This window comes from Paraburkholderia sacchari (assembly GCF_000785435.2).
GTDB classification, from domain to species: Bacteria; Pseudomonadota; Gammaproteobacteria; order Burkholderiales; family Burkholderiaceae; genus Paraburkholderia; species Paraburkholderia sacchari.
Window position 1 is genome coordinate 602,926 of sequence record NZ_JTDB02000004.1, and the last position, 19,644, is coordinate 622,569.

Sequence of the window (19,644 nt, forward strand, 5' to 3'; positions counted from 1 at the left end):
AGCGGAACTCCTCTCGACTGGATTCAGAAAGCCGCGCGCCGGTTCGATCCGGAGCGCTTCCAGGGCGGGTTTCAAGTGCAATACCGCCCACCCGGCCGCTTTATTCCCGATCCTGAACACGTCCCTTATCCGCCTGCCTTCACGTCTCTCTCGTCGAATCCGGGAATAACCGGCACGAGTTCGCGGTATTGCAGTCGTGGCACACGAAATGAGGGAAACGAAATGGACATCATCGACAGGGCTCGTGCGTCGGGATTGACCGTTATCCTCGACGGCAGGATTGGCCGCGAGGAATACCAGAGCGTATGCGGTTCGATATCGGCATTACAGCGCTTCGCCGAATCGCTGCTTCAATGCGCGGCGATTGAGCAGGACAGCGCGCCGCACCGGTCAACGGCGCCCAGCGCGTCTGGTCGCGAATCTGGTCGCGAATCTGCTCAATTACGCCGGCGCATCAACAAGCTCGCGAGAATAGCGGGCGCCATTTCGACGCCCGCTCGAAGGATGCCGCGCCTCGCTCATTGGAGGCGGAAGTGAGCGTCAGGGTGCAATCCATTCTGCGCCCGCTTCAACTAGCATCGGGCCTCGTGATGCTGACTTATCTCTTGCTGCATCTGGTCAATCACGCGCTCGGGATCTGGTCGCTCGACCTGGCCGGGCGCGGTCTCGTACTCGCCCTGCGGCTCTGGCGCAGCATACCCGGAACGATCGCGCTCTACGGTGCTGCAACCCTGCATTTCACGCTGGCTTTGCACACGATATACGGGCGGCGCCACTGGGCGCTGCCGCCCGCGGAATGGATCCGCCTTTGGGCAGGGCTCAGCCTGCCGCTCCTGCTTATCCGCCATGCGGTGACAACGCGGCTTGCGTCTTCGCTCTATGGCTTCGAACCCGACTACGAACGCGTCATTGTCGTACTGCTTACGAGCGGCACGCAGGGCCTCCAACTGGCGCTGCTTGCGCCCGGCTGGATCCACGGATGCCTCGGGCTGTGGTTCCGGTTGCGCCGCTTTGCGCAGGCGCGTCGCCTGCGGCCCGCGCTGCTGGCGTTCGTTGTCCTGTTACCGCTGCTGTCGGCTGCGGGCTTTATCCGGATGATGCGAGCCGTCGTTGGACAGAGTCGCATTCTTCCGCCCGCCGATGCCACGCTCGTGATCCACCAGGCAGCCCTCAATGCTACGCGTCACAATCTCGTCGCTCTGTATCTAGCGCTGATTGCCAGTGCGTTGATCCTGGGTCAGTTGCGCAACGCCTTTGAACGTCGAAAGCTGCGAAAACATCCGGTGGGCTCGCGCGCCTGAGAGGTTAATGATGTTCCTTATGCACACTTTGTAGAGGTCGACCCATGTCCAAATTTCACGTGTTGTCAGGAACATTGCTTCGCTCCGGAATTTCGCTGATTCTTTCGGCCTCCCTGGCAAAAACCTGCGTGGAGAGACAGTGTGGGTGAGACCAATAGAGACGACGCTGCCCGCAGCAGCCGTTTCCAGCAAATGGCGTTGCCGCATCTCGATGCCGCGTACAACCTCGCGCGCTGGCTGAGCGGCAACTCCAACGATGCCGACGACATCGTGCAGGAAGCGTTCATGCGTGCATTCCGCTTCTTCGATACGTTTCGCGGCGACACCGCGCGCCCCTGGCTGCTGGCGATTGTACGGCGGACCTGGTACACGGAGTGGCGCAGGCGCAAGTCGTCGCACGAGGTTGCCGGGTTCGACGACAACCTCGACGATGCCACGATCGACGAGTGGAGCGCTGCATGCGCCGATCCGCAAACGCTCCTCATCCGCGACGAGGACACACGTCTCGTGCATGCGGCGCTGGATCAGCTGCCGGTCGAATTTCGCGAGGTGCTGATACTGCGCGAACTGGAGGAACTGAGCTATCGCGAGATTGCGGAGATTGCCGACCTGCCTGTGGGCACCGTGATGTCGCGCCTGGCGCGTGGGCGCCGCAAGCTGGCCGCGCTGCTGAGCGCATTGCAGACGCGTGGCGTGAAGTCGCCATCCCGCGGCGAAAGCGCTAACGCCCGCCGAAGCAGTGCATCGAGCGATGCGAGCGACCTGCCAGGCGCGTTACGCGGCGGCTTGGCCCCGCGCCACAATCCAGGCGCCATCAGAGGGGAGATGCCAGATGGACTGTAAAGATGCAAGGCCGCTGCTGGACGCGAGCGTCGACCGGGAGCTGTCGCCACCCGATGAGCATCGCCTGCAGCGCCACGTTAAGGGCTGCGACGCATGCCGTCGCGAAAGCGAGGCGGTGCGCGCGGTCAGCCGCGCGGTGCGCCGCGCCGAGTATTACCGTGCGCCCGAAGGGCTTCGCGCGCGGATAGCCGCCTCGTTACCGGCCGCCCCGCTGTCGGTCGATGCGGACGAAACGCATGACAGGGAGGCTCCCACGCGCAAGCAGAAACGCTTTGTATGGCTCGACGGCTGGCGGATTCCGCATGGAGGCGGCTTCGGGACAGGCGGCGGCAGCACCGCCTCCGGCAAAGGCGCGCGCGCCGGCTGGCTGACGGGATCAACAGGGCTAACAGGTCTGACAGGTCTGGCGATTGCGCTATGCGCGGTGGCGGCGGGCGTGGTCTTGACGCTGGCTCGTCCGGTCGACAACAGCCCGTTCGTCGACGAACTCGTGTCGAGCCACGTCCGGGCCCAGCTTTCAGGGCGCGACATCGACGTCATTTCGTCCGATCAGCATACGGTGAAACCGTGGTTCAACGGCCGGATCGACTATGCGCCTCCAGTCGAAGACTTGACTGCGAGCGGCTTCCCCCTGGTGGGGGGCCGGCTCGACTACCTCGGACATCGGCGGGTGGCGGTCCTGACTTATCACTATCGCAAGCATGTGATCGACGTGTATGTGTTCCCGGACTCCGCCCAGGCTGCCGCGGGCCCAGCCGGGGCGACTGGCCGCGAAGGCTACTCGCTGGCGCGCTGGCGCGACAGCGGGATGACCTGGTGGGCGATCACAGACGCTGGTCCCGAAGCGCTGAGCGCGTTCGAAGCGGCGCTGAAGACCCGACTGCATGGGAGTGGGTGATATCAGGTTGACAAACCCCTGATTACCCAGTGGAATCATAAAACCGCCGTGGATCACGCCGGATGACCCCGTCTAACGAGGGCTCAAAAAATGGATTTCGCACCCGTTGCCATCCGCACCGTCGCGCTCGTCGGGCACGCCGGTTGCGGCAAGACCTCGCTCGCAGAAGCGCTGCTGCATCAAGGCGGCGCGCTCCACGCACCGGGCAGCGTGAATCGCGGCACCGCCCTCTGCGATTTCGATCCACTGGAGCGCAAATATCATCACTCGCTTAATTCCGCGCTTGCGCATCTGGACTATCAGGACACGCGCATTTATCTGCTCGATACGCCGGGCTATCCCGACTTCGCGGGCCTGTCCATCAGCGCGCTCGAAGCCGTGGAAACCGCGGCCATCGTGATCGACGCGCGCACCGGCATCGAGATGACCAGCAGCCGCATGATGGCCTGGGCGCAGCAGCGCAAGCTGTGCCGGATGATCGTCGTGAACGGCATCGACGGCGAAAAAGTCGATCTTCCCGGCCTGCTCGCGCAAATTCAGGAATTATTCGGCAAGCAGTGCCTGCCCATCAATCTGCCCGCGCAAAACGGCAGCGACGTGGTGGACTGCTTTTTTAACCCCTCGGGGGTGGCCGATTTTCATTCGGTGGAAGCGGCGCACAATGCGCTCGTGGACCAGGTCATTGAACTGGACCCGGAATTAATGGAGCTGTACCTGGAGCAAGGCGAAGCCATACGCCCCGAGCAATTGCACGAACCCTTCGAGCGCGCGCTGCGCGAAGGACATCTGGTGCCGGTGTGCTTCACTTCGGCGGCAACGGGCGCGGGCATCGCGCAATTGCTCGACGTGTTCGTGCGTTTGTTGCCCAACGTCACCGAGGGCAATCCGCCGCTCTTCTATCGCGAGGCCGAGGGCAAGCGCACGCCCGTGCAAGCGGAACCGGACCCCGACAAACACGTGCTCGCGCACGTTTTCAAGATCGTGGTGGACCCGTACATCGGCAAGGTGGCCGTGTTCCGCATCCATCAGGGCACGGTCACGCGCGACAGCCAGCTCTATATCGGCAATGGCCGCCAGCCCTTCAAGGTCGCGCATCTGCTGATGCTGCAGGGCAAGGATCACACCGAGATCCAGCGCGCCGGCCCCGGCAATATCTGCGCGGTGGCCAAGGCCGACGACATCAGCTTCGACGACGTGCTGCACGACGCCCCCGAGGATGGCGATATCCACCTCACGCCGTGCGAGTTTCCCAATCCGATCTACGGTCTCGCCATCGAGCCGGCGCGGCGCGGCCACGAGCAGCGGCTCTGGGAGGTCCTGCAAAAGCTCGCCGCCGAAGATCCCTGTTTGCTGATCGAGCACCCCGAGGGCACCAACGAGACTGTCGTGCACGGCCTGGGCGAACTGCATCTGCGCTACATGCTCGAACGCCTCACGGACCAGCACAAGCTCGAAGTCATCACGCGGCCGCCCACCATCGCCTGGCGCGAGACCATCGGCGGCAAGGCGGAGGGCCATTGCCGCCACAAGAAGCAGACGGGCGGCGCGGGCCAGTTCGGCGAGGTCATGCTGCGCGTCGAGCCGCTGCCGCGCGGCGCGGGCTTCGAATTCGTCGATGCGGTCAAGGGCGGCGCGATTCCCTCGCAGTTCATTCCCGCCGTAGAGAAAGGCATTCAGCAGGTGATCGAAAACGGGCCGCTCGCAGGCTTCCCGATGCAGGACGTGCGCGTGACCGTGTACGACGGCAAGAGCCATCCGGTCGATTCGAAGGAAGTGGCGTTCGTTACGGCCGGGCGCAAGGCCTTTATCGATGCGGTGCTCAAGGCGCAGCCCATCGTGCTCGAACCCATTGTCGACATCGAGGTGATGACGCCCGAAGCGGCCATGGGCGATATCATCGGCGATCTCTCTTCGCGGCGCGGGCAGGTGCACGGCACGCGCACGGTGGGCGGCCATGCGATGGTGATCGCGGGCAAGGTGCCGCTCGCCGAACTCAACGACTACCAGTCGCGCCTGAATTCGCTGGCGGGCGGCCACGGCAACTACAGCATCCAGCTAAGCCACTACGATCCTGTGCCGCCCTCGCAGCAGGACAAGCTCGCGGCGCAGCACAAGGCGCGCGGCGAAAGCGTGGAGTAATTGCGTGTAATTTGCGTGCAACGCAGGCTACGCGTCTCGCAGGCCCGCGCCGCAATCAGAACGCGACCGTGGCGCTCGCCTGCTACGTCGACGTGCTCTTCAGGCGGTTGCTGCTCGAAATGGTCGGCACCCAGCGCAGGCTCGCCGAAACCGGCAGCTTGCCGCCGATCTTCGTGTCATAGATGATGATCGGCCCCATGGCGAAGTCGTGCCCGACGAAGCCGTCGAGCCGGTTCGCGATCGGGCCGGTGTCCTTGCCGAGCAACTGCACCGTGCCCATCACCACCCCCACGCCCAGGCCATTGGCAAACTTCTTCAGGCCCATGACAGCGAGCGTCAGCAACGGCGCGTTCTGATATTGAGTCGCCGGGTTGCGCGTGTAGAACTGCAGCCCGAGCACGCCGTCGAATTCGAGGCCGTATTGCGGCACGCGCTTCGTATAGGCCACTTGCGGCACGAAGGTCCAGTTGTTCAGGCTCGGGTCGCCAGCGCATGAATGTCGTATTGGCCGGTGGGCGCCCAGAAGTTGAAGCTCGGCGCGAGATGGTCGTTCTGGCTAAAGCTGTAGCCGGCGATGATCGGCGTGAAGTACATGTCGCAGAGGTTCGACGCCCGATCGGTCGTCGTGCGCCCCGCCCGCCCCACGGCGGAGGTGGCCGTGACCTCTTCCCACACATAGGGCAGCGTGAAAGCCGATGCGAAATCCCAGCCGCCGAACTTGCCCCAGCCACGCTCGATCGTCGCGAGCGTGAACGAAACCTTGCCGTCGAGGCCAAGCGACTCTTGCCCGCCGATCGGCACGCCGTGGCTGCCGCTGATCGAGCCGTTGAGATAAAGCTCCTGCACGTTCACGACCCACACATCCGCCGGCGGAAGACAGGTCATATTCGCGTCCGGGATTGGCGCGTCCTGGATTGGCAGCACAGGCTTGCTTGTCGACGGCCATCCCCTGCCCAGCCGAATCAGCGCGAATTAATTACTCGACAACGAACGCCCGTATTTTTCAAATTCCACAGACGATTGCCGTGGTTTAGACATAACGATTGAGGGGCTTGAGAGGACGCTCAGGCTTGGCGCGCCGGCGCGCTAACGCCGCCTGGCGTTTCCGTACCCGCAACATAGCGGGTGCGTTCTATGTGCCGGCGGGCAAAAAATGGCTTACTCCTCGCATCGCTACGATACCTGGAGACCCTCACATGTCCATCGACGTTCGCTCACACCAGTACGTCCTGACCCTGTCCTGCCCGAGCGCCGCCGGACAGGTGGCCGCCGTCGCCAGTTTTCTGGACGGCCACCATTGCTACATCGACGAACTGACCGTCTTCGACGACGACATCAGCTCGCGCTTTTTCCTGCGCTGCGTCTTTCACGAAGTGATTCGCGGAGGCAACGGCGAGCTCGACCTCGCGAGCCTGCGCAGCGAGTTCGAGTCCACGGCGCGCAAACATGAGATGACGTGGGCGATCCACGACCTGCAGGTCCGGCCCAAGGTGCTGATCCTCGTGTCGAAGCTCGAACACTGCCTGGCCGACCTGCTGTTCCGCTGGCGCATGGGCGAATTGCAGATGGATATTGCGGCCATCGCCTCGAACCATGCCGATTTCGAGCCGCTCGCGCGCCAGCACGGGCTGCCGTTCCACCATCTGCCGGTCACGCCGGAAACGCGTCAGCAGCAGGAAGCCGCGATCCTCGACCTGTTCGAATCGACGGGGTCCGAATTGCTCGTGCTCGCGCGCTACATGCAGATTCTCTCCGACGAAACCAGCAAGCGTCTCGCCGGCTGCGCCATCAACATCCACCATTCGTTCCTGCCCGGCTTCAAGGGCGCGCGCCCCTATCACCAGGCGCACGTGCGCGGCGTGAAGCTGATTGGCGCGACGGCCCACTTCGTCACCGACGATTTGGACGAAGGCCCGATCATCGAGCAGGAAGTGCAGCGCGTGGATCACACCTGCGATCCGGAGCGGCTGCTCGCCGTGGGCCGCGACGTCGAGTGCGTGACGCTCGGGCGCGCCGTGAAGGCATTCCTGGAGCGCCGCGTGTTCATCAACGACGGCCGCACGGTGGTGCTCTGAGCGTTGTGTTCAACCCCGATGGCGGCGCTGCGCCTCCTGTGCGAGGCAGGCCAGCGCCGTTTCGCTGAGCCGGGCCGTCACGCGCTGCGCGTAGTCGTGATGCCGGCCCTCCAGCATGGCGCCGAGGCACCGCGCGCGCAGATAGCGCAGCAAGCCGATGCGCTGATGCCCACGCGCCATGCTCTGTTCGAGCAGCGCAAGCGCGGCGGCGGCGTCGCCGTGGCTGGCGCGCTGGTTGAGATCGACGGTTTTGGCGCGCGGCTGATGCGGCACGGTGGAGGGCCCTGGCGGTTGAATTCAGGTTGAATCAGGTTGAATCGGCCCCGCCGAGTGTCGCCAACCCGGCCATGCGCCGATAGAACAAATACGCCGTGGCCGCGGAACACCGTCGCCACGGGCCGCGCCATGGCGGACGAATTTCGCTTTGACGCAGATCCCTGACGCATAACCACAAGTGCCGGCGCGCCGGATAAGCGACGCTTGAGCGGACTGCAGCGCCGCGGGTTTTATGCGGATTTGGTATTCCCGGGCCGCAGACGTTCATTCGCATGCGTTTTCCCGAGCTACCCGCCGCCATGTCCGACCCGCTTCCGATCGCTCTCTCGCCCGACGCACAACCCAAGGAGCGCATCCGCTTCGGCATCGTGCTGCTGCCCAACTTCACGCTCACGGCTTTTTCGGGCTTCGTGGACATGCTGCGCCTCTCGGCCGACGACGGCGATTCGAGCAAGCCCGTGCGCTGCTCGTGGCGCGTGATCGGCGAGACGCTCGCGCCGGTGCGCGCGAGTTGCGGCATCCAGGTCACACCGTGGGAGACCTTCGAGGATGCCGAGCCCGTGGACTATCTCGTGGTCGTGGGCGGTCTGCTGCATTCGGGCCCGCAGGCAAGCGAAGAAACGCTGCGCCATATCCGCCGCGCGGCGGAGAACGGCACCACGGTGGTGGGCATCTGCACCGGCGTGTTCGCGATGATGCGCGCGGGCGTGCTGGAGAATCACCGCATCTGCGTAAGCTGGTTCCACTACTGGGACTTCATCGAGCGCTTTCCCAACGTGAATGCCGACGCGCTGGTGGCCGACCGGCTCTTCGTGATCGACCGCCGCCGCATTACCTGCTCGGGCGGGCGCGCGTCGATCGACGTGGCCGCCGCGATCCTGCTGCGCCACTTCGACCACGCGACCGTGCAGAAGGCGCTGCGCATTCTGCTGGTGGGCGAGATGCAGAAGGGCAACGCGCCTCAGCCGCATCCGCCGGGTCTGGAGCCCGCGACGCATCCGAAGGTCAAGCGCGCGATCCTGCTGATGGAGCAGCAAGTCGGGCGCAATATCCCGCTCGAAGAACTGGCCTGCAAGCTCAATCTCTCGCCGCGCCAGCTCGAACGGCTCTTCAAGGCCGAGACGGGCAAGAGCCCGCGCGCGTTCGCCAATGTGCTGCGCTTGCGTACTGCTGCGTGGCTGCTCACGAGTTCGGACCGCACTGTGGCCGATATCGCTTCGAGTTGCGGTTTCGCGGATGCCTCGCATCTCGGGCGCGAATTCCGCAAGCAGTTCGGCGTGCCGCCGATCATGTACCGCGAGCAGCGCAGCGGCGAGCGCAGTGGCCAGGACGGCTCGCAGATGGCGGACCTCGACGCGCTCCTTCGCACCGACCACCGGCTCGTGGCGGCTGAGGCAAACGTAGCCGCTTGCGCTGCGCTGCACTAGTCCTGCCGCGCTGCCCGAAGTTCGGGCTCGCTTCGGCGATCTGCCGCCCGTTAAGGCGACAGGCGACCATTCCATCTATTTAGCGGCGAACTCCACGTCTTGAAATAGCAACGACATTGGCGTCGAATGCGATTATGATTGCTGCCGCCGCGCGCGCCGATTTGATGTGATGCGTAAATCGCCATGCAATGAAGTGTTCCTGGGCACTGGCCGGAGCGGCTCCCTTCCACTTCCGTCGCTGCGCCACCGATATCCATGCCGGACGTCAACGCTCACTCCTTCGACACAATCATCATCGGCGCAGGCTCGATGGGTCTGGCTGCCGGGTACTATCTCGCCCGGGCCGGCAACCGGGTGCTGCTGCTCGACGCCGAGGATCCGCCACATGCCATCGGCTCGCATCATGGCAGCACGCGCCTGATCCGTCACGCCTATGGCGAGGGGGCCGCATATGTCCCGCTGGCGTTGCGGGCGCAGGCGCTCTGGACGGAACTGGAACAGGAGACGGGGACGCCGCTCTTTGTTCGCACTGGTGTGGCCAACATCGGCTTGCCCGGCGACCACTTTCTGGACGAGGTCAGGCGAAGTGCTGCCCGTTACGGGCTGACGCTGGAGACGCTCGACGGTTGCGAGGCCCGCAACCGATGGCCGGCGTGGCGGCTGTGCGAAGAGCATATCGTCCATTTCGAACCCGATGCCGGTGTGCTGTATTGCGAGCACGCCGTTGGCGCTTACCGGAAACTCGCTGTCATGCAGGGCGCGACGTTGCGGACGAGCGCGGCGGTATTGCGCATCGAATGGCATGGCCCGGACAGCGTTGGTGTGGTGACCCGCGAGGGAGAACGGTTCTCCGCCCAGGCGCTTCTCGTGTGCGCGGGCAAACAGACACCCACGTTGATTGCACCGTTGGGCATGGCGCTCCCGGTGACACGCGTGCGCAAGAGCTTCGCATGGTTCGAACCAGCGCCGGATTTTGGCCCGGACCGGTTCCCCGGCTTCGCAATGGCGTCGGCGGCTGGCCAGTTTTACGGCTTCCCGGACCTGAACAGCGAAGGCCTGAAGGTCGGCCGGCATGACGGGGGACAGCCCGTTTCCGCAGACGCCGAGCTTGCCCCATTCGGTGCCGAGCCAACTGATCCTGGCGATCTGGAGAACTTCGTCCAGCAATTCCTCCCGGGAGCCGGAAGGTTACGGACGGGAAGGATCTGCGAATACGACGTCACGCCGGACGAGCATTTCATCATCGATACCGCGCCGGGCTGCCCGAACGTCCACGTCGCGACTGGCTTTTCCGGGCACGGCTTCAAGTTTGCCAGCGCGATCGGCGAGGCATTGGCCGAGCGCGTCATGTACGGCCAGAGTCGCGCAGATTTATCGCATTTCTCATTCGCCCGTTTCGCTGGCGCGGCGAGCCAGACCCGCTGAACCATCGTTCAAAACTAGCCGCCGCGCCTGACACGCTCCCAACCGTGTCGGACTGCCGTCTTGAACCGCTCCCAGGCGCTTTCCGGGTAGCGAGCCTCCCATGTCGCACGCGCTCGCGCTTCAACGCCCTGCCAGTCCGCCCCGCGGTAGCGCTCGTCGCGTCCAAGCATGGCCCCATGCGAGTGGGCACGGCGATACTCGTCGTAAGATGCGCCCGTGTTCTCATAATATGTCTCGTAATCCTCTCTAAATTCACTGTCGGCCTGGCCTGCGCCGTCCCGCGGGGTGCCGAGACCAGGATCGCCCATGTAGCCGCTGCCTAATGGATGCTGGGGATGCTGGGGATACTGGGGATGCTGGGGACCCTGTGGACGCTGGGCTTTCGACGCGGCGGAGGTGCCGTCAGTTGGCTGCGCAGCGTGCGATTTGAGACCCGCACAGGTATCCATGCGCCCGAACCCGGCCTGATCCACGCCCGATTCGTGCGACTGCTTCCCGGTGGGCGAGGTCGATCCTCGCGCTTCCGCACGCGTCGTTATCTGCCGCAGATTCGGATCGGTGGACGAAAATGCGGAGCCGTGCGCGTCTGGTCCTGCTGCGGCAGCATTGCCTGGGGAAGGCGTCGTTCGCACCGCCGACGCGTCCGGCGTGTCATCTTGCCGTGCGCGCATGGCTTCCTTCTGCATGGCATATTTGCCGGCCATCGCGCCATCTGGATGTGCCGGGTGTTCCGTATTTTCCGCTTTCGCAGAACCGGTATGCCATACGTTGGCGCGTTCCTCGATGTCAGCGGCGCCCGTTCGGCGCATCGCTTCAAGCGCAATGTCAACTTGCGTTTCAGAAACATCGGCGCTAACTATCGTGCCGCCGCGGCGGATGAATTCCCTGTAGTCCTCTGGATCCGGTGGATACTCTCCCTTCGTGAAAATGCGCGCGAACAACTGCTCGAGTTGTTCGAAGACTCTCCGGTGATGGTGGTGCGTATCGACAGCGCCCTGTAGATAGACACGTGGCCCCTTTTCGCGGGGAGCATCAACCGATATCGAGTAGATGGCAATATCCGCTTGCGCCACCCCAGCCTCACCCAGTGCGCGCTGTGCCGAGCGCGCGTTCGCGTAGCTTTCGTACACGCCTAACACGGTTGGCTTCATGACTTTCTCCTTGCGCAACTGACGAATTTGTCCTCGCCGTCGTAGCGCAACGCATGTGCCCGCATAGTTCGCGCAAAGCGCCGCACGCGCTTTTCATCATGCTCTCAAGGCGCTCGGCGGGCGCGTTGCTGGCCCGCGTGAGCGCCACGCTTCGTGGTACCTCTTGGGGAAAGCCTTCCGCAATTTCGGAACGCGTGCCGATGGCGCCAGCGCTTGTCCAAATACTCTGCGGCATGCTTCCTGCTCATCTGCGCACCAGCTTCTGAGAGGCTGAGGCCACCTTAAATCGTATACTCCCGCCCAGTACTGCAATATACTACCGCCCAGTATCTCCACTTTTGCCCTGTCATGCTTGGCAATCGACTGCCTGAAGCTCGATGACTACGAAAAACCGGTTTAGCAGATGATCGTAGAAATGGCGTAAATCGATCCACACCGTAGTTCACTATTGATATTAAAAAAGGAGAACAAAGTATGACCTCAGCAATCCATCCTTCAGTTGATCGCGGCATTCAGAAAGGTGCCGAGAACTTTGCGGGCGGCACCTTGCGCTGCCAGTGTGCGCACGATCCCGTCGAGGTTCGTGTCGACTCGCAGGTCGCGTTCAATCATGCCTGCGGATGCACCAAATGCTGGAAACCGGCGGGGGCGCTGTTCTCCGTCGTGGGTGTCGTGTCGCGCGACAAGCTCACGGTGACGGCGCATGCGGAGAAGTTGAAGGTCGTGGACGATAAGGCCGTAATCCAGCGCCACGCCTGCACTGCCTGCGGGACGCACCTGTATGGCCGCATTGAGAACAAGGACCACGCGTTCCACGGCCTCGATTTCATTCACACGGAATTGTCGAAGGACACCGGCTGGGAAGGCCCCGGCTTCGCGGCTTTCGTCTCGTCGATCATCGAAAGCGGCACGCCGCCTTCAACGATGGCCGAAGTGCGCCAGACCCTGCGCGACAAAGGGCTCGAGCCGTACGACTGCCTGAGCCCCACGCTGATGGACATTCTCGCTACCCACGCAGCGAAGGCGAAAGGCACCTACCGCGAGGCCTGAATCCCCGCGGAGCGCGTTGAACGACACGCCAGCCGCGGCGGCAGCCAGGAGGTGTGGAGACACACCTCGCCCGCGGTCGGCTGCGAAATGAAATTCGGCATCGACTTGTCTGAAGCCGCGCTGAATGGGCGGAAATGGCCGGTGCTGTAATTTATCGCGACGGCGTCGCGTGCTTAAGTTGCTTGATTATCCACTCCAGGCATTCCTTCGCAATGCCATCTAAAGTTCACCCGGCAAGCGTCTTGACCTGCATGCGGGGCGCTGGGTCAGCAGCGGATTGTCGAATGGCAGCGAAAAAAGCTCGCCCGGCTCGAGCCGGTTCGCCACCGAAACATAGCCCGTCGGCATGATCGCGCGCGGCGCCACTTGTGCAATGCGGTAGAGCGCCGTCACGTAGCGGCTGCTCGTGAGAGATCGTCGAGAACCTCGTTGAAGGGATGCCGCCTTTTCTTCTCGCCGAACGCATCGGCAGCGGGTCGACAGGCACCCGCATTCCGAGGTCCCGCGCAAGACTCATCGGCGTTTGCCGTGAACGTTCGCGTGCTCGCCAGGCGACCTCCATGCAATCAACCTTCCCTGCCCGAGTCGCTGCTGCATAAGCGCGCGCTGCTTCCATGTCCTTCCATGCATGGCACACGGGCCCGCGACCGGCGTCGGAGCAACCGCGCCGCGCCCCGGTGTAACCGTGTCGGACCCGGGTCGCACCGATAGCACATTGGTTTCGCAACCTGGTTCAGAACTAGCAAAATCTTCCAGGAAACGATTGTTGTGCGCACGCTTTTGGAAACACTTTCCATTTTGACAGAACTAAGCTTGCCATCAGTCGAGCCGCATTCGTAACCGTGAGCGATGCGCCCCGATCTACGCGCGAAACCTGCGCTTTTAAGCAGCAATCGTCGCTCAAACACGAAATCGCCACACCAATTCGTATTCTTGCCAACGGAGACAAAGATGAAGTCGTTCAAACCGCTATTCACGTCAGCACTGGTCACCGCACTGCTCGGCGTCACGACCGCATCCGTGCATGCGGCCGACCTGCTCGACACGGTCAAGCAGGCCGGCGTGCTGAGAGTCGCGCTCGAAGGCACTTACCCTCCGTTCGATTACCGCAATAGCGACGGGCAACTCGAAGGATTCGACGTCGATGTCGCGAAAGCCGTCGCCTCCCGGCTCGGCGTCAAGCCTCAGTTCGTCACAACCGAATGGAGCGGTATTCTCGCAGGCCTCCAGGCCGGCAAGTTCGATGTGATCGTCAACCAGGTCGCCATCACGCCGGCACGCCAGCAGGTGCTCGATTTCAGCCAGCCCTACGTGTATTCGGCCGCGCAACTGCTGCAACGCGAGAACGATTCGCGTGCATTCAAATCGCTGAACGACCTGAAGAATCTCAAGATGGGCGTGGTGCTCGGCAGCAACTATGCGGAGCTCGTAAAAACTGTACCCGCGATCAATGGGCAGACATATCCCGGCGAGGCGGAGATTCTGCGCGACCTCGCAACGGGCCGGCTCGACGCGGCAGTGAACGATCGCCTGATGGTTCCTTACCTGATCAAAACCTCGCATCTGCCACTGCGTGCGAGCGGGGTGATCCCCGGCGCCGACACGAAGATGGGCATTCCTTTCCGCAAGGGTAATCCGAAGTTCGAAAAAGCCATCGACAGCGCGCTCGCTTCGATGCGCGAAGACGGCACGCTCAAGAAAATCTCGATGCAGTGGTTTGGCGCCGACGTCTCGGCCCCGAATGCCCACTAACCCCACAAATCAATGATGCGCGCGCGCCTTCGCCTCGCCGGCGCGTTCGAAAACGATCTGGAGTCCAGTTCATGGAAGCATTTGATCTGGTTGTTCACACCCTTCCCGTACTCGCGAAGGGCGCAGTGCTCACGATGAAATTCGCGATCGCATCGATGCTGCTGGGGCTGATCGTCGGACTGGTGGTCGCGATCGTACGAATCGGCAACAACCGGTTCCTGTCCTCGATCGCGCAAGGCTATGTGAGCTTGATGCGCGGCACGCCGTTGCTCGTGCAGATGTTCGTCGTCTACTACGGACTGCCCGACCTTGGCATCTCGCTCGATCCAACCTCCGCAGGCATTCTGACGCTAACGCTGAACGCCGGCGCGTACCTGTCCGAAAGCATGCGCGGCGCGATCCTTGGCATCGGCCGCGGCCAGTGGGCCGCATCGCACAGCCTCGGCCTCACGCACCTGCAAACGCTGCGCTACATCGTATGCCCGCAGGCGCTGCGTCTCGCGGTTCCGAGCCTTTCGAACACGCTGATCAGTCTCGTCAAGGACACGTCACTCGTATCGGTCATCACCGTCACCGAGCTGTTGCGCTCGACGCAAGAAGTGATCGCCGCAACCTTCGAGCCGCTTCCGCTGTATCTCGCGGCCGCCGCGATCTACTGGGTGCTCAGCACATTGCTCGCGTGGCTCCAGGGCCGCATTGAAACGCGCTGCACGTTGCCGTCGACGCACTGAACCACCGACCGCCGTCCAGTTCGCGGGCGGCTGCGTCCCACCATTCACGAAGAATCCGAACATGATTACTCTCGACAACGTCTCGAAGTGGTACGGCAAGCATCAGGTTCTCACCGACTGCAGCGCAGCGGTCACGAAAGGCGAAGTGGTCGTAGTCTGCGGCCCGTCCGGGTCGGGCAAGTCTACGTTGATCAAGACGATCAACGGACTCGAACCATTCCAGAAAGGTTGCATCACGGTGGACGGGGCCCGGCTCGATGACCCTTCGGTCAAGCTCGCGCAATTGCGTTCGCGCGTCGGCATGGTGTTCCAGCACTTCGAGCTGTTTCCTCACCTGTCCGTGCTGGCCAACCTGACACTGGCGCAGACCAAGGTGCTGCGCCGGCCCACGGACGAAGCGCGCGACATCGGGCTGCGCCTTCTCGATCGTGTCGGGCTGAAGGCGCATGCGCAGAAGTTTCCCGGCCAGTTGTCCGGTGGGCAACAACAGCGCGTCGCGATCGCCCGAGCGCTGTCGATGAACCCGATCGCAATGCTGTTCGACGAGCCGACGTCCGCACTCGATCCGGAGATGATCAACGAAGTGCTCGACGTCATGGTGGAGCTCGCACGTGACGGCATGACCATGGTTTGCGTCACGCACGAGATGGGTTTCGCACGCAAGGTCGCGCATCGCGTGCTGTTCATGGACCGTGGCGTGATCGTTGAAGACGCAACGAGCGACGCGTTTTTTCATACGCCGCGTTCAGAGCGCGCACGCGATTTTCTAGACAAGATTTTGCACTGATCCGACGCGCGCCGCCGTCCGACCGGCAGCGCAGATTGAACCCAACACTCGTGCCATCGTATGACAAAGACACCGCTTTCCAGAAGACTGAATAACGTTGCGCGCCTGAATCTTGTCGACTCGCCCACTCCGCTACAGCGGCTGCCGCGGCTGTCTGCGCAGGTTGGCCGCGATATATATGTGAAGCGCGACGATTTCACTTCACTCGCCATGGGCGGCAACAAGCTGCGCAAACTTGAGTATCTCGGCGCACACGCGATGCGCGAGAATGCCGACGTGCTCGTGACCGCGGGTGCGCTCCAATCGAACCATGTTCGGCAGACTGCAGCGCTCGCGGCACAACTCGGACTCGACTGCGTCGCGTTGCTGGAGAATCCGATCGGCACCACACGCGAAGATTATCTGCACAGCGCCAACCGGCTGCTGCTCGACCTGTTCCGTGTACAGGTCCATGAGGTCGCCAATCTCAACGATGCAGACCGGCAGCTCGAAGCCGCCGCGCAGCAACTGCGAGACGAAGGGCGACGTCCGTATGTGATTCCGGTCGGCGGATCGAATGCGCTTGGTGCGCTCGGATACGTGCGCGCGGGCCTCGAACTCGATCAGCAGATTCGCGCGGCGGGGCTCGACTTTTCGGCCATCGTTCTCGCGTCCGGCAGTGCGGGCACGCATGCCGGTCTAGCGCTCGCGCTCGCTCATGAGATGCCATCGACAGCCGTAATCGGTGTCACGGTGTCACGCACTTCGGCAGCGCAGCATCCGAAGGTACAGAGCCTCGTTGAGCAGACGAGCGAGCTGCTCGACCTCGGACCGCCTGCGAACATGCGCATCGATCTGTGGGATGCCTACTTCGCGCCCCGTTACGGTGAGCCCAATACCGCCGGACTCAACGCAATTCGCCTGCTCGCACAGACCGAAGGACTGCTGCTCGACCCCGTCTACACAGGCAAGGCGATGGCCGGCCTGCTCGATGGCATCGCGTGCAGCCGCTTCGAACGTGAGGGGCCCGTGCTCTTCCTGCACACCGGAGGCGCGCCCGCACTATTCGCCTATCGCGAGGCGTTTCGCAGCGACTGAGCTAGTTCCGGGCATAATCGTCCGGGCACGTAATCCAACAAACGCGCCACCAGCCGATCATTTTCGGCGGTGGCGCGTTTGCGTTATCCATTCACGACGTAATCGAGTGGAAGGGCCGTTGTTCGCTTGATCACCTCCATCGCGAACGCCGAGCTCACGTCCATCAACTCAACGCTTTTGATCAGCCGTTTGTAAACGCTGTCGTATCCAGCGATGTCCGGCACCACGACCTTGAGCAGGTAATCGACGTCGCCGCTCAGCCGGTGGATCTCGATGATCTCCGGAATGGCACGTACGGTTTCGATGAATTTCGTCGTCCATGCATCGCCATGCTGATTCGAGCGCACCGTCACGAAAGCCGTGAGTCCAAGGTTCAGTTTGTTAGGATCACAAAGCACGACTTGCCGGCAAATCACCCCATCATCGCGCAGTTTCTGCAGTCTTCTCCAGCAAGGTGTGGGCGACAGATTGACCGCCTTGGCGAGGTCGTTCAGTCCGATGGTCGCGTCTGCCTGAAGCAGTGTGAGCATCTGCGCATCGCGTTTATCCATATCTCCTCCGGGTTAGAAACTTTTCCCAATCTTAGCGGGATCGGCGCGATTCTTTAAAAACATTTTTCGCGCTCGCGAAATTAATATGTCTTCACGCACAGCACATGTCGCGAAATTGCGGCGGTGCCTGATACACCTCGATTGAACCGACGACAGAGAGGACGACACCTTGAACGCAATGCCTTCGACTGACACCGTTCTGGCCCACGAGGGCCGCAAGCACGACCAGCTCGGTGCGCCGGTGAATCCGCCGGTCTATCGTCAATCGACACTGCTGTTTGAAAATCTCGACGCGCTCAAGACCGCGAGCGGCACGCCGAATGCGTATGGGCGCGGTGGCAGTCCGACCACGCGCGCGCTCGAAACCGCACTCGCGCGACTCGAAGGCGCGCATCGCGCGATGCTCACGCCGAGCGGGCTCAGTGCGATCACGACGTCGCTGCTGGCCGTGCTGAATCCCGGCGACCATCTGTTGATGACGGATTCCGTCTACGATCCAACACGTACCTTCTGCAACGAAACGCTCATGCGTCTCGGCATCGAGACCACCTACTACGATCCGGCGATTGGTGCGGGCATCGCGTCGCTGATGCGGCCGAACACGCGCGCGGTGTTTGTCGAATCGCCCGGATCGCTGACTTTCGAAGTGCAGGACATCCCGGCGATCAGCCGGGTCGCGCATCGCCACGGTGCAATCGTGCTGATGGATAACACCTGGGCTACGCCGCTCTATTTTCGCTCGTTCGAACATGGCGTCGATGTATCGATCCACGCTGCAACGAAGTACATCTCCGGGCACTCCGACCTGCTGATGGGCGTGATCCTCACGACCGATTCGCTGTACCCGAAGATCAACCGGTTCTACCGGCAACTGGGTATGACTGTGAGCGGCGACGACGCGTATCTCGCGCTGCGCGGTCTGCGAACGCTCTCGGTTCGGCTGGAGCGGCACCAGCGCAATGCGCACGCCTTGACGGACTGGTTCGCGCGGCAGCCGGAAGTGGCCGAGATCCTCTATCCGGCGCGGCCGGGTTCACCGGGACACGCGCTATGGCAACGCGATTTCACGGGCGCGAGCGGGCTATTCGGCGTGGTGCTGCACCCGCAAGCCGAGGAAGCCATGCGCGCGTTGCTCGACGGCATGACCTGTTTCGGCATGGGCTATAGCTGGGGCGGCTTCGAAAGTCTCATCCTGCGCTCCAGCCCAGCGCGCTACCGAACCGCAAAGCAATGGCCATGGGCCGGCCCGCTGTTGCGGATTCACGCTGGCCTCGAACACCCCGACGACATGATCGCCGATCTCGAAGCCGGATTCTTGCGGCTGCGTGCCGCGACCATGGTGCAAATGGAATCCTGAATCGACTTGCGCAGCACCTCTCCTCTCCCTACCCAACCACAGCGAGACAATCATGAAAGACACACTCTTCATTCTGCGTCCTGGATTCTTTAGCGGCGGTGAAGGACCGTTCTACTGCGGCGACTCGGTTGCCGTCGAAGGCTTACTGAGCTTCTTCCCGCAGTTGCGCAGCGACGTTGACGTCCAGTACATCGACGCGCCGCGTCCGCGCAGGACAATCGTCGAACTGATCGGCGAAGCCAACCAGTCCGCACCGGTGATCGTGCTCGGTAACGGCCAAACGGTAAAGGACTCCACCGTTGACGTCCGCGAGCACAATGGAACGCGCTTCATCAATGCACCCGACGATATCCGGCGCTATCTGTCATCGCAGTACGGTGTCGCTCTCGCGTCGTGACGGTTTGGGCCTAACGTTTTCCGCGTTCGTTGCCTGGTGAACGATGCCAGGCCGCTCATCTGGACTTCTTACGATGCGTAAACGCCAGAACCCCGGCGCTCATGGTGAGCCACCGGGGTTCTGGACATACTGCATGAGGAGCCTGACGATTACCTACTTTCACACGGGCAATCCGCACTATCATCGGCGTGGAGCTGTTTCACGGTCCTGTTCGGGATGGGAAGGGGTGGGACCAGCTCGCTATGGTCATCAGGCATGACGGGTTGCTGCGTCGCATCGGGTTTTGGTCAACCCGGCGCCACAGCCAATCTGGAAGAAGCGTAAAGAGGTTTTTGCTGAATTGGGGTTGTGTTGTTTAATCTGGCACAACACCGATCTCTCAACCTGTGCGTCCTGCCCACCCTTGC

19 protein-coding genes, 1 rRNA gene and 1 pseudogene are annotated in these 19,644 nt (G+C 62.6%); 15 read left to right on the plus strand and 6 right to left on the minus strand.

The genetic code is table 11. The annotated features are described in order from the left end of the window. Positions 1-222 precede the first annotated feature (222 nt). From NH14_RS18290 to fusA, 5 genes are all read left to right on the plus strand, one after another. Positions 223-537, plus strand: a complete 315-nt coding sequence (locus NH14_RS18290; RefSeq protein ID WP_035530549.1) for a hypothetical protein — start codon at positions 223-225, stop codon at positions 535-537. Between the two features lie 53 nt (positions 538-590). After that, entirely contained in the window at positions 591-1,301 is a 711-nt protein-coding gene (locus tag NH14_RS18295; RefSeq protein WP_202031706.1) for a hypothetical protein, read from the plus strand. Positions 1,302-1,493: 192 nt separating this feature from the next. Further along, positions 1,494-2,144, plus strand: coding sequence for an RNA polymerase sigma factor (locus NH14_RS18300; RefSeq protein WP_237179692.1), 651 nt, complete (start codon positions 1,494-1,496; stop codon positions 2,142-2,144). After that, a complete protein-coding gene (locus NH14_RS18305; RefSeq protein ID WP_035530551.1) occupies positions 2,134-3,042 on the plus strand; it encodes an anti-sigma factor family protein in 909 nt (302 codons plus the stop codon). Before NH14_RS18300 ends, NH14_RS18305 begins: the two co-directional genes overlap by 11 nt. 90 nt (positions 3,043-3,132) lie before the next feature. Further along, complete coding sequence (gene fusA, locus NH14_RS18310) at positions 3,133-5,181, plus strand: elongation factor G (protein WP_035530554.1); 2,049 nt, start codon at positions 3,133-3,135, stop codon at positions 5,179-5,181. 82 nt (positions 5,182-5,263) lie between these two features. Here the strand turns inward: fusA and NH14_RS18315 are convergent. Then, positions 5,264-6,105 (minus strand): annotated as a pseudogene (locus NH14_RS18315) (SphA family protein). Between the two features lie 272 nt (positions 6,106-6,377). Between NH14_RS18315 and purU the strand changes: the two are divergent. Further along, entirely contained in the window at positions 6,378-7,256 is an 879-nt protein-coding gene (purU, locus tag NH14_RS18320; protein ID WP_035530556.1) for a formyltetrahydrofolate deformylase, read from the plus strand. Between the two features lie 9 nt (positions 7,257-7,265). Here the strand turns inward: purU and NH14_RS18325 are convergent, their stop codons facing one another. Beyond that, positions 7,266-7,529, minus strand: a complete 264-nt coding sequence (locus NH14_RS18325) for a hypothetical protein (RefSeq protein WP_035530557.1) — start codon at positions 7,527-7,529, stop codon at positions 7,266-7,268. A gap of 302 nt (positions 7,530-7,831) precedes the next feature. Between NH14_RS18325 and NH14_RS18330 the strand changes: the two genes are divergently transcribed. Together NH14_RS18330 and solA are read left to right on the plus strand one after the other, a co-directional pair. Then, the gene (locus NH14_RS18330) at positions 7,832-8,959 is read left to right on the plus strand and encodes a GlxA family transcriptional regulator (RefSeq protein ID WP_084225777.1); all 1,128 of its coding nucleotides are present in this window, start codon (positions 7,832-7,834) and stop codon (positions 8,957-8,959) included. 255 nt (positions 8,960-9,214) lie between these two features. Then, complete coding sequence (gene solA / locus NH14_RS18335) at positions 9,215-10,384, plus strand: N-methyl-L-tryptophan oxidase (RefSeq protein ID WP_035530559.1); 1,170 nt, start codon at positions 9,215-9,217, stop codon at positions 10,382-10,384. A gap of 14 nt (positions 10,385-10,398) precedes the next feature. Here solA and NH14_RS18340 read toward each other — a convergent pair whose 3' ends face one another. Further along, positions 10,399-11,535, minus strand: a complete 1,137-nt coding sequence (locus NH14_RS18340; protein ID WP_035530560.1) for a hypothetical protein — start codon at positions 11,533-11,535, stop codon at positions 10,399-10,401. A 474-nt stretch (positions 11,536-12,009) separates the two neighbouring features. Here NH14_RS18340 and gfa point away from each other — a divergent pair, with 474 nt between their 5' ends. Beyond that, positions 12,010-12,585 (plus strand): S-(hydroxymethyl)glutathione synthase, encoded by a 576-nt coding sequence (gene gfa, locus NH14_RS18345; protein ID WP_035530562.1) that lies wholly within the window; start codon positions 12,010-12,012, stop codon positions 12,583-12,585. A 219-nt stretch (positions 12,586-12,804) separates the two neighbouring features. Here the strand turns inward: gfa and NH14_RS18350 are convergent, their stop codons facing one another. Then, positions 12,805-12,978, minus strand: a complete 174-nt coding sequence (locus NH14_RS18350; protein ID WP_161790870.1) for a hypothetical protein — start codon at positions 12,976-12,978, stop codon at positions 12,805-12,807. Between the two features lie 558 nt (positions 12,979-13,536). Here NH14_RS18350 and NH14_RS18355 point away from each other — a divergent pair. The 4 genes from NH14_RS18355 to NH14_RS18370 all read left to right on the plus strand — a co-directional run bounded on the left by NH14_RS18355 (position 13,537) and on the right by NH14_RS18370 (position 16,932). Continuing rightward, a complete protein-coding gene (locus NH14_RS18355; protein ID WP_035530563.1) occupies positions 13,537-14,337 on the plus strand; it encodes a transporter substrate-binding domain-containing protein in 801 nt (266 codons plus the stop codon). 71 nt (positions 14,338-14,408) lie between these two features. Further along, the gene (locus NH14_RS18360) at positions 14,409-15,068 is read left to right on the plus strand and encodes an amino acid ABC transporter permease (protein WP_035530565.1); all 660 of its coding nucleotides are present in this window, start codon (positions 14,409-14,411) and stop codon (positions 15,066-15,068) included. 61 nt (positions 15,069-15,129) lie between these two features. Continuing rightward, a complete protein-coding gene (locus tag NH14_RS18365; RefSeq protein ID WP_035530567.1) occupies positions 15,130-15,855 on the plus strand; it encodes an amino acid ABC transporter ATP-binding protein in 726 nt (241 codons plus the stop codon). Positions 15,856-15,915: 60 nt separating this feature from the next. Next, positions 15,916-16,932 carry a D-cysteine desulfhydrase gene (locus NH14_RS18370; RefSeq protein ID WP_035530569.1) on the plus strand — a complete coding sequence of 339 codons (1,017 nt, stop codon included), beginning with the start codon at positions 15,916-15,918 and terminating at the stop codon, positions 16,930-16,932. Between the two features lie 83 nt (positions 16,933-17,015). Here NH14_RS18370 and NH14_RS18375 read toward each other — a convergent pair whose 3' ends face one another. Next, entirely contained in the window at positions 17,016-17,483 is a 468-nt protein-coding gene (locus tag NH14_RS18375; RefSeq protein ID WP_035530570.1) for an Lrp/AsnC family transcriptional regulator, read from the minus strand. Between the two features lie 169 nt (positions 17,484-17,652). Here NH14_RS18375 and metC point away from each other — a divergent pair, with 169 nt between their 5' ends. Both metC and NH14_RS18385 read left to right on the plus strand, forming a co-directional pair. Further along, on the plus strand, positions 17,653-18,840 hold the full coding sequence (metC, locus tag NH14_RS18380; protein ID WP_035530572.1) for a cystathionine beta-lyase: 1,188 nt from the start codon (positions 17,653-17,655) through the stop codon (positions 18,838-18,840). Between the two features lie 52 nt (positions 18,841-18,892). After that, the gene (locus NH14_RS18385; protein ID WP_035530574.1) at positions 18,893-19,237 is read left to right on the plus strand and encodes a DUF3088 domain-containing protein; all 345 of its coding nucleotides are present in this window, start codon (positions 18,893-18,895) and stop codon (positions 19,235-19,237) included. A gap of 140 nt (positions 19,238-19,377) precedes the next feature. Here NH14_RS18385 and rrf read toward each other — a convergent pair. Further along, positions 19,378-19,491: ribosomal RNA gene (gene rrf, locus NH14_RS18390) — 5S ribosomal RNA — on the minus strand. Positions 19,492-19,644: the final 153 nt, after the last annotated feature.

Excerpts from the sequence above, each read along its gene's own strand:
- NH14_RS18290 (WP_035530549.1), top strand. The coding sequence starts at position 223 with ATGGACATCATCGACAGGGCTCGTGCGTCGGGATTGACCGTTATCCTC.
- NH14_RS18295 (WP_202031706.1), top strand. The coding sequence starts at position 591 with ATGCTGACTTATCTCTTGCTGCATCTGGTCAATCACGCGCTCGGGATC.
- NH14_RS18300 (WP_237179692.1), top strand. The coding sequence starts at position 1,494 with ATGGCGTTGCCGCATCTCGATGCCGCGTACAACCTCGCGCGCTGGCTG.
- NH14_RS18305 (WP_035530551.1), top strand. The coding sequence starts at position 2,134 with ATGGACTGTAAAGATGCAAGGCCGCTGCTGGACGCGAGCGTCGACCGG.
- fusA (WP_035530554.1), top strand. The coding sequence starts at position 3,133 with ATGGATTTCGCACCCGTTGCCATCCGCACCGTCGCGCTCGTCGGGCAC.
- purU (WP_035530556.1), top strand. The coding sequence starts at position 6,378 with ATGTCCATCGACGTTCGCTCACACCAGTACGTCCTGACCCTGTCCTGC.
- NH14_RS18330 (WP_084225777.1), top strand. The coding sequence starts at position 7,832 with ATGTCCGACCCGCTTCCGATCGCTCTCTCGCCCGACGCACAACCCAAG.
- solA (WP_035530559.1), top strand. The coding sequence starts at position 9,215 with ATGCCGGACGTCAACGCTCACTCCTTCGACACAATCATCATCGGCGCA.
- NH14_RS18340 (WP_035530560.1), bottom strand. The coding sequence starts at position 11,535 with ATGAAGCCAACCGTGTTAGGCGTGTACGAAAGCTACGCGAACGCGCGC.
- gfa (WP_035530562.1), top strand. The coding sequence starts at position 12,010 with ATGACCTCAGCAATCCATCCTTCAGTTGATCGCGGCATTCAGAAAGGT.
- NH14_RS18355 (WP_035530563.1), top strand. The coding sequence starts at position 13,537 with ATGAAGTCGTTCAAACCGCTATTCACGTCAGCACTGGTCACCGCACTG.
- NH14_RS18360 (WP_035530565.1), top strand. The coding sequence starts at position 14,409 with ATGGAAGCATTTGATCTGGTTGTTCACACCCTTCCCGTACTCGCGAAG.
- NH14_RS18365 (WP_035530567.1), top strand. The coding sequence starts at position 15,130 with ATGATTACTCTCGACAACGTCTCGAAGTGGTACGGCAAGCATCAGGTT.
- NH14_RS18370 (WP_035530569.1), top strand. The coding sequence starts at position 15,916 with ATGACAAAGACACCGCTTTCCAGAAGACTGAATAACGTTGCGCGCCTG.
- NH14_RS18375 (WP_035530570.1), bottom strand. The coding sequence starts at position 17,483 with ATGGATAAACGCGATGCGCAGATGCTCACACTGCTTCAGGCAGACGCG.
- NH14_RS18385 (WP_035530574.1), top strand. The coding sequence starts at position 18,893 with ATGAAAGACACACTCTTCATTCTGCGTCCTGGATTCTTTAGCGGCGGT.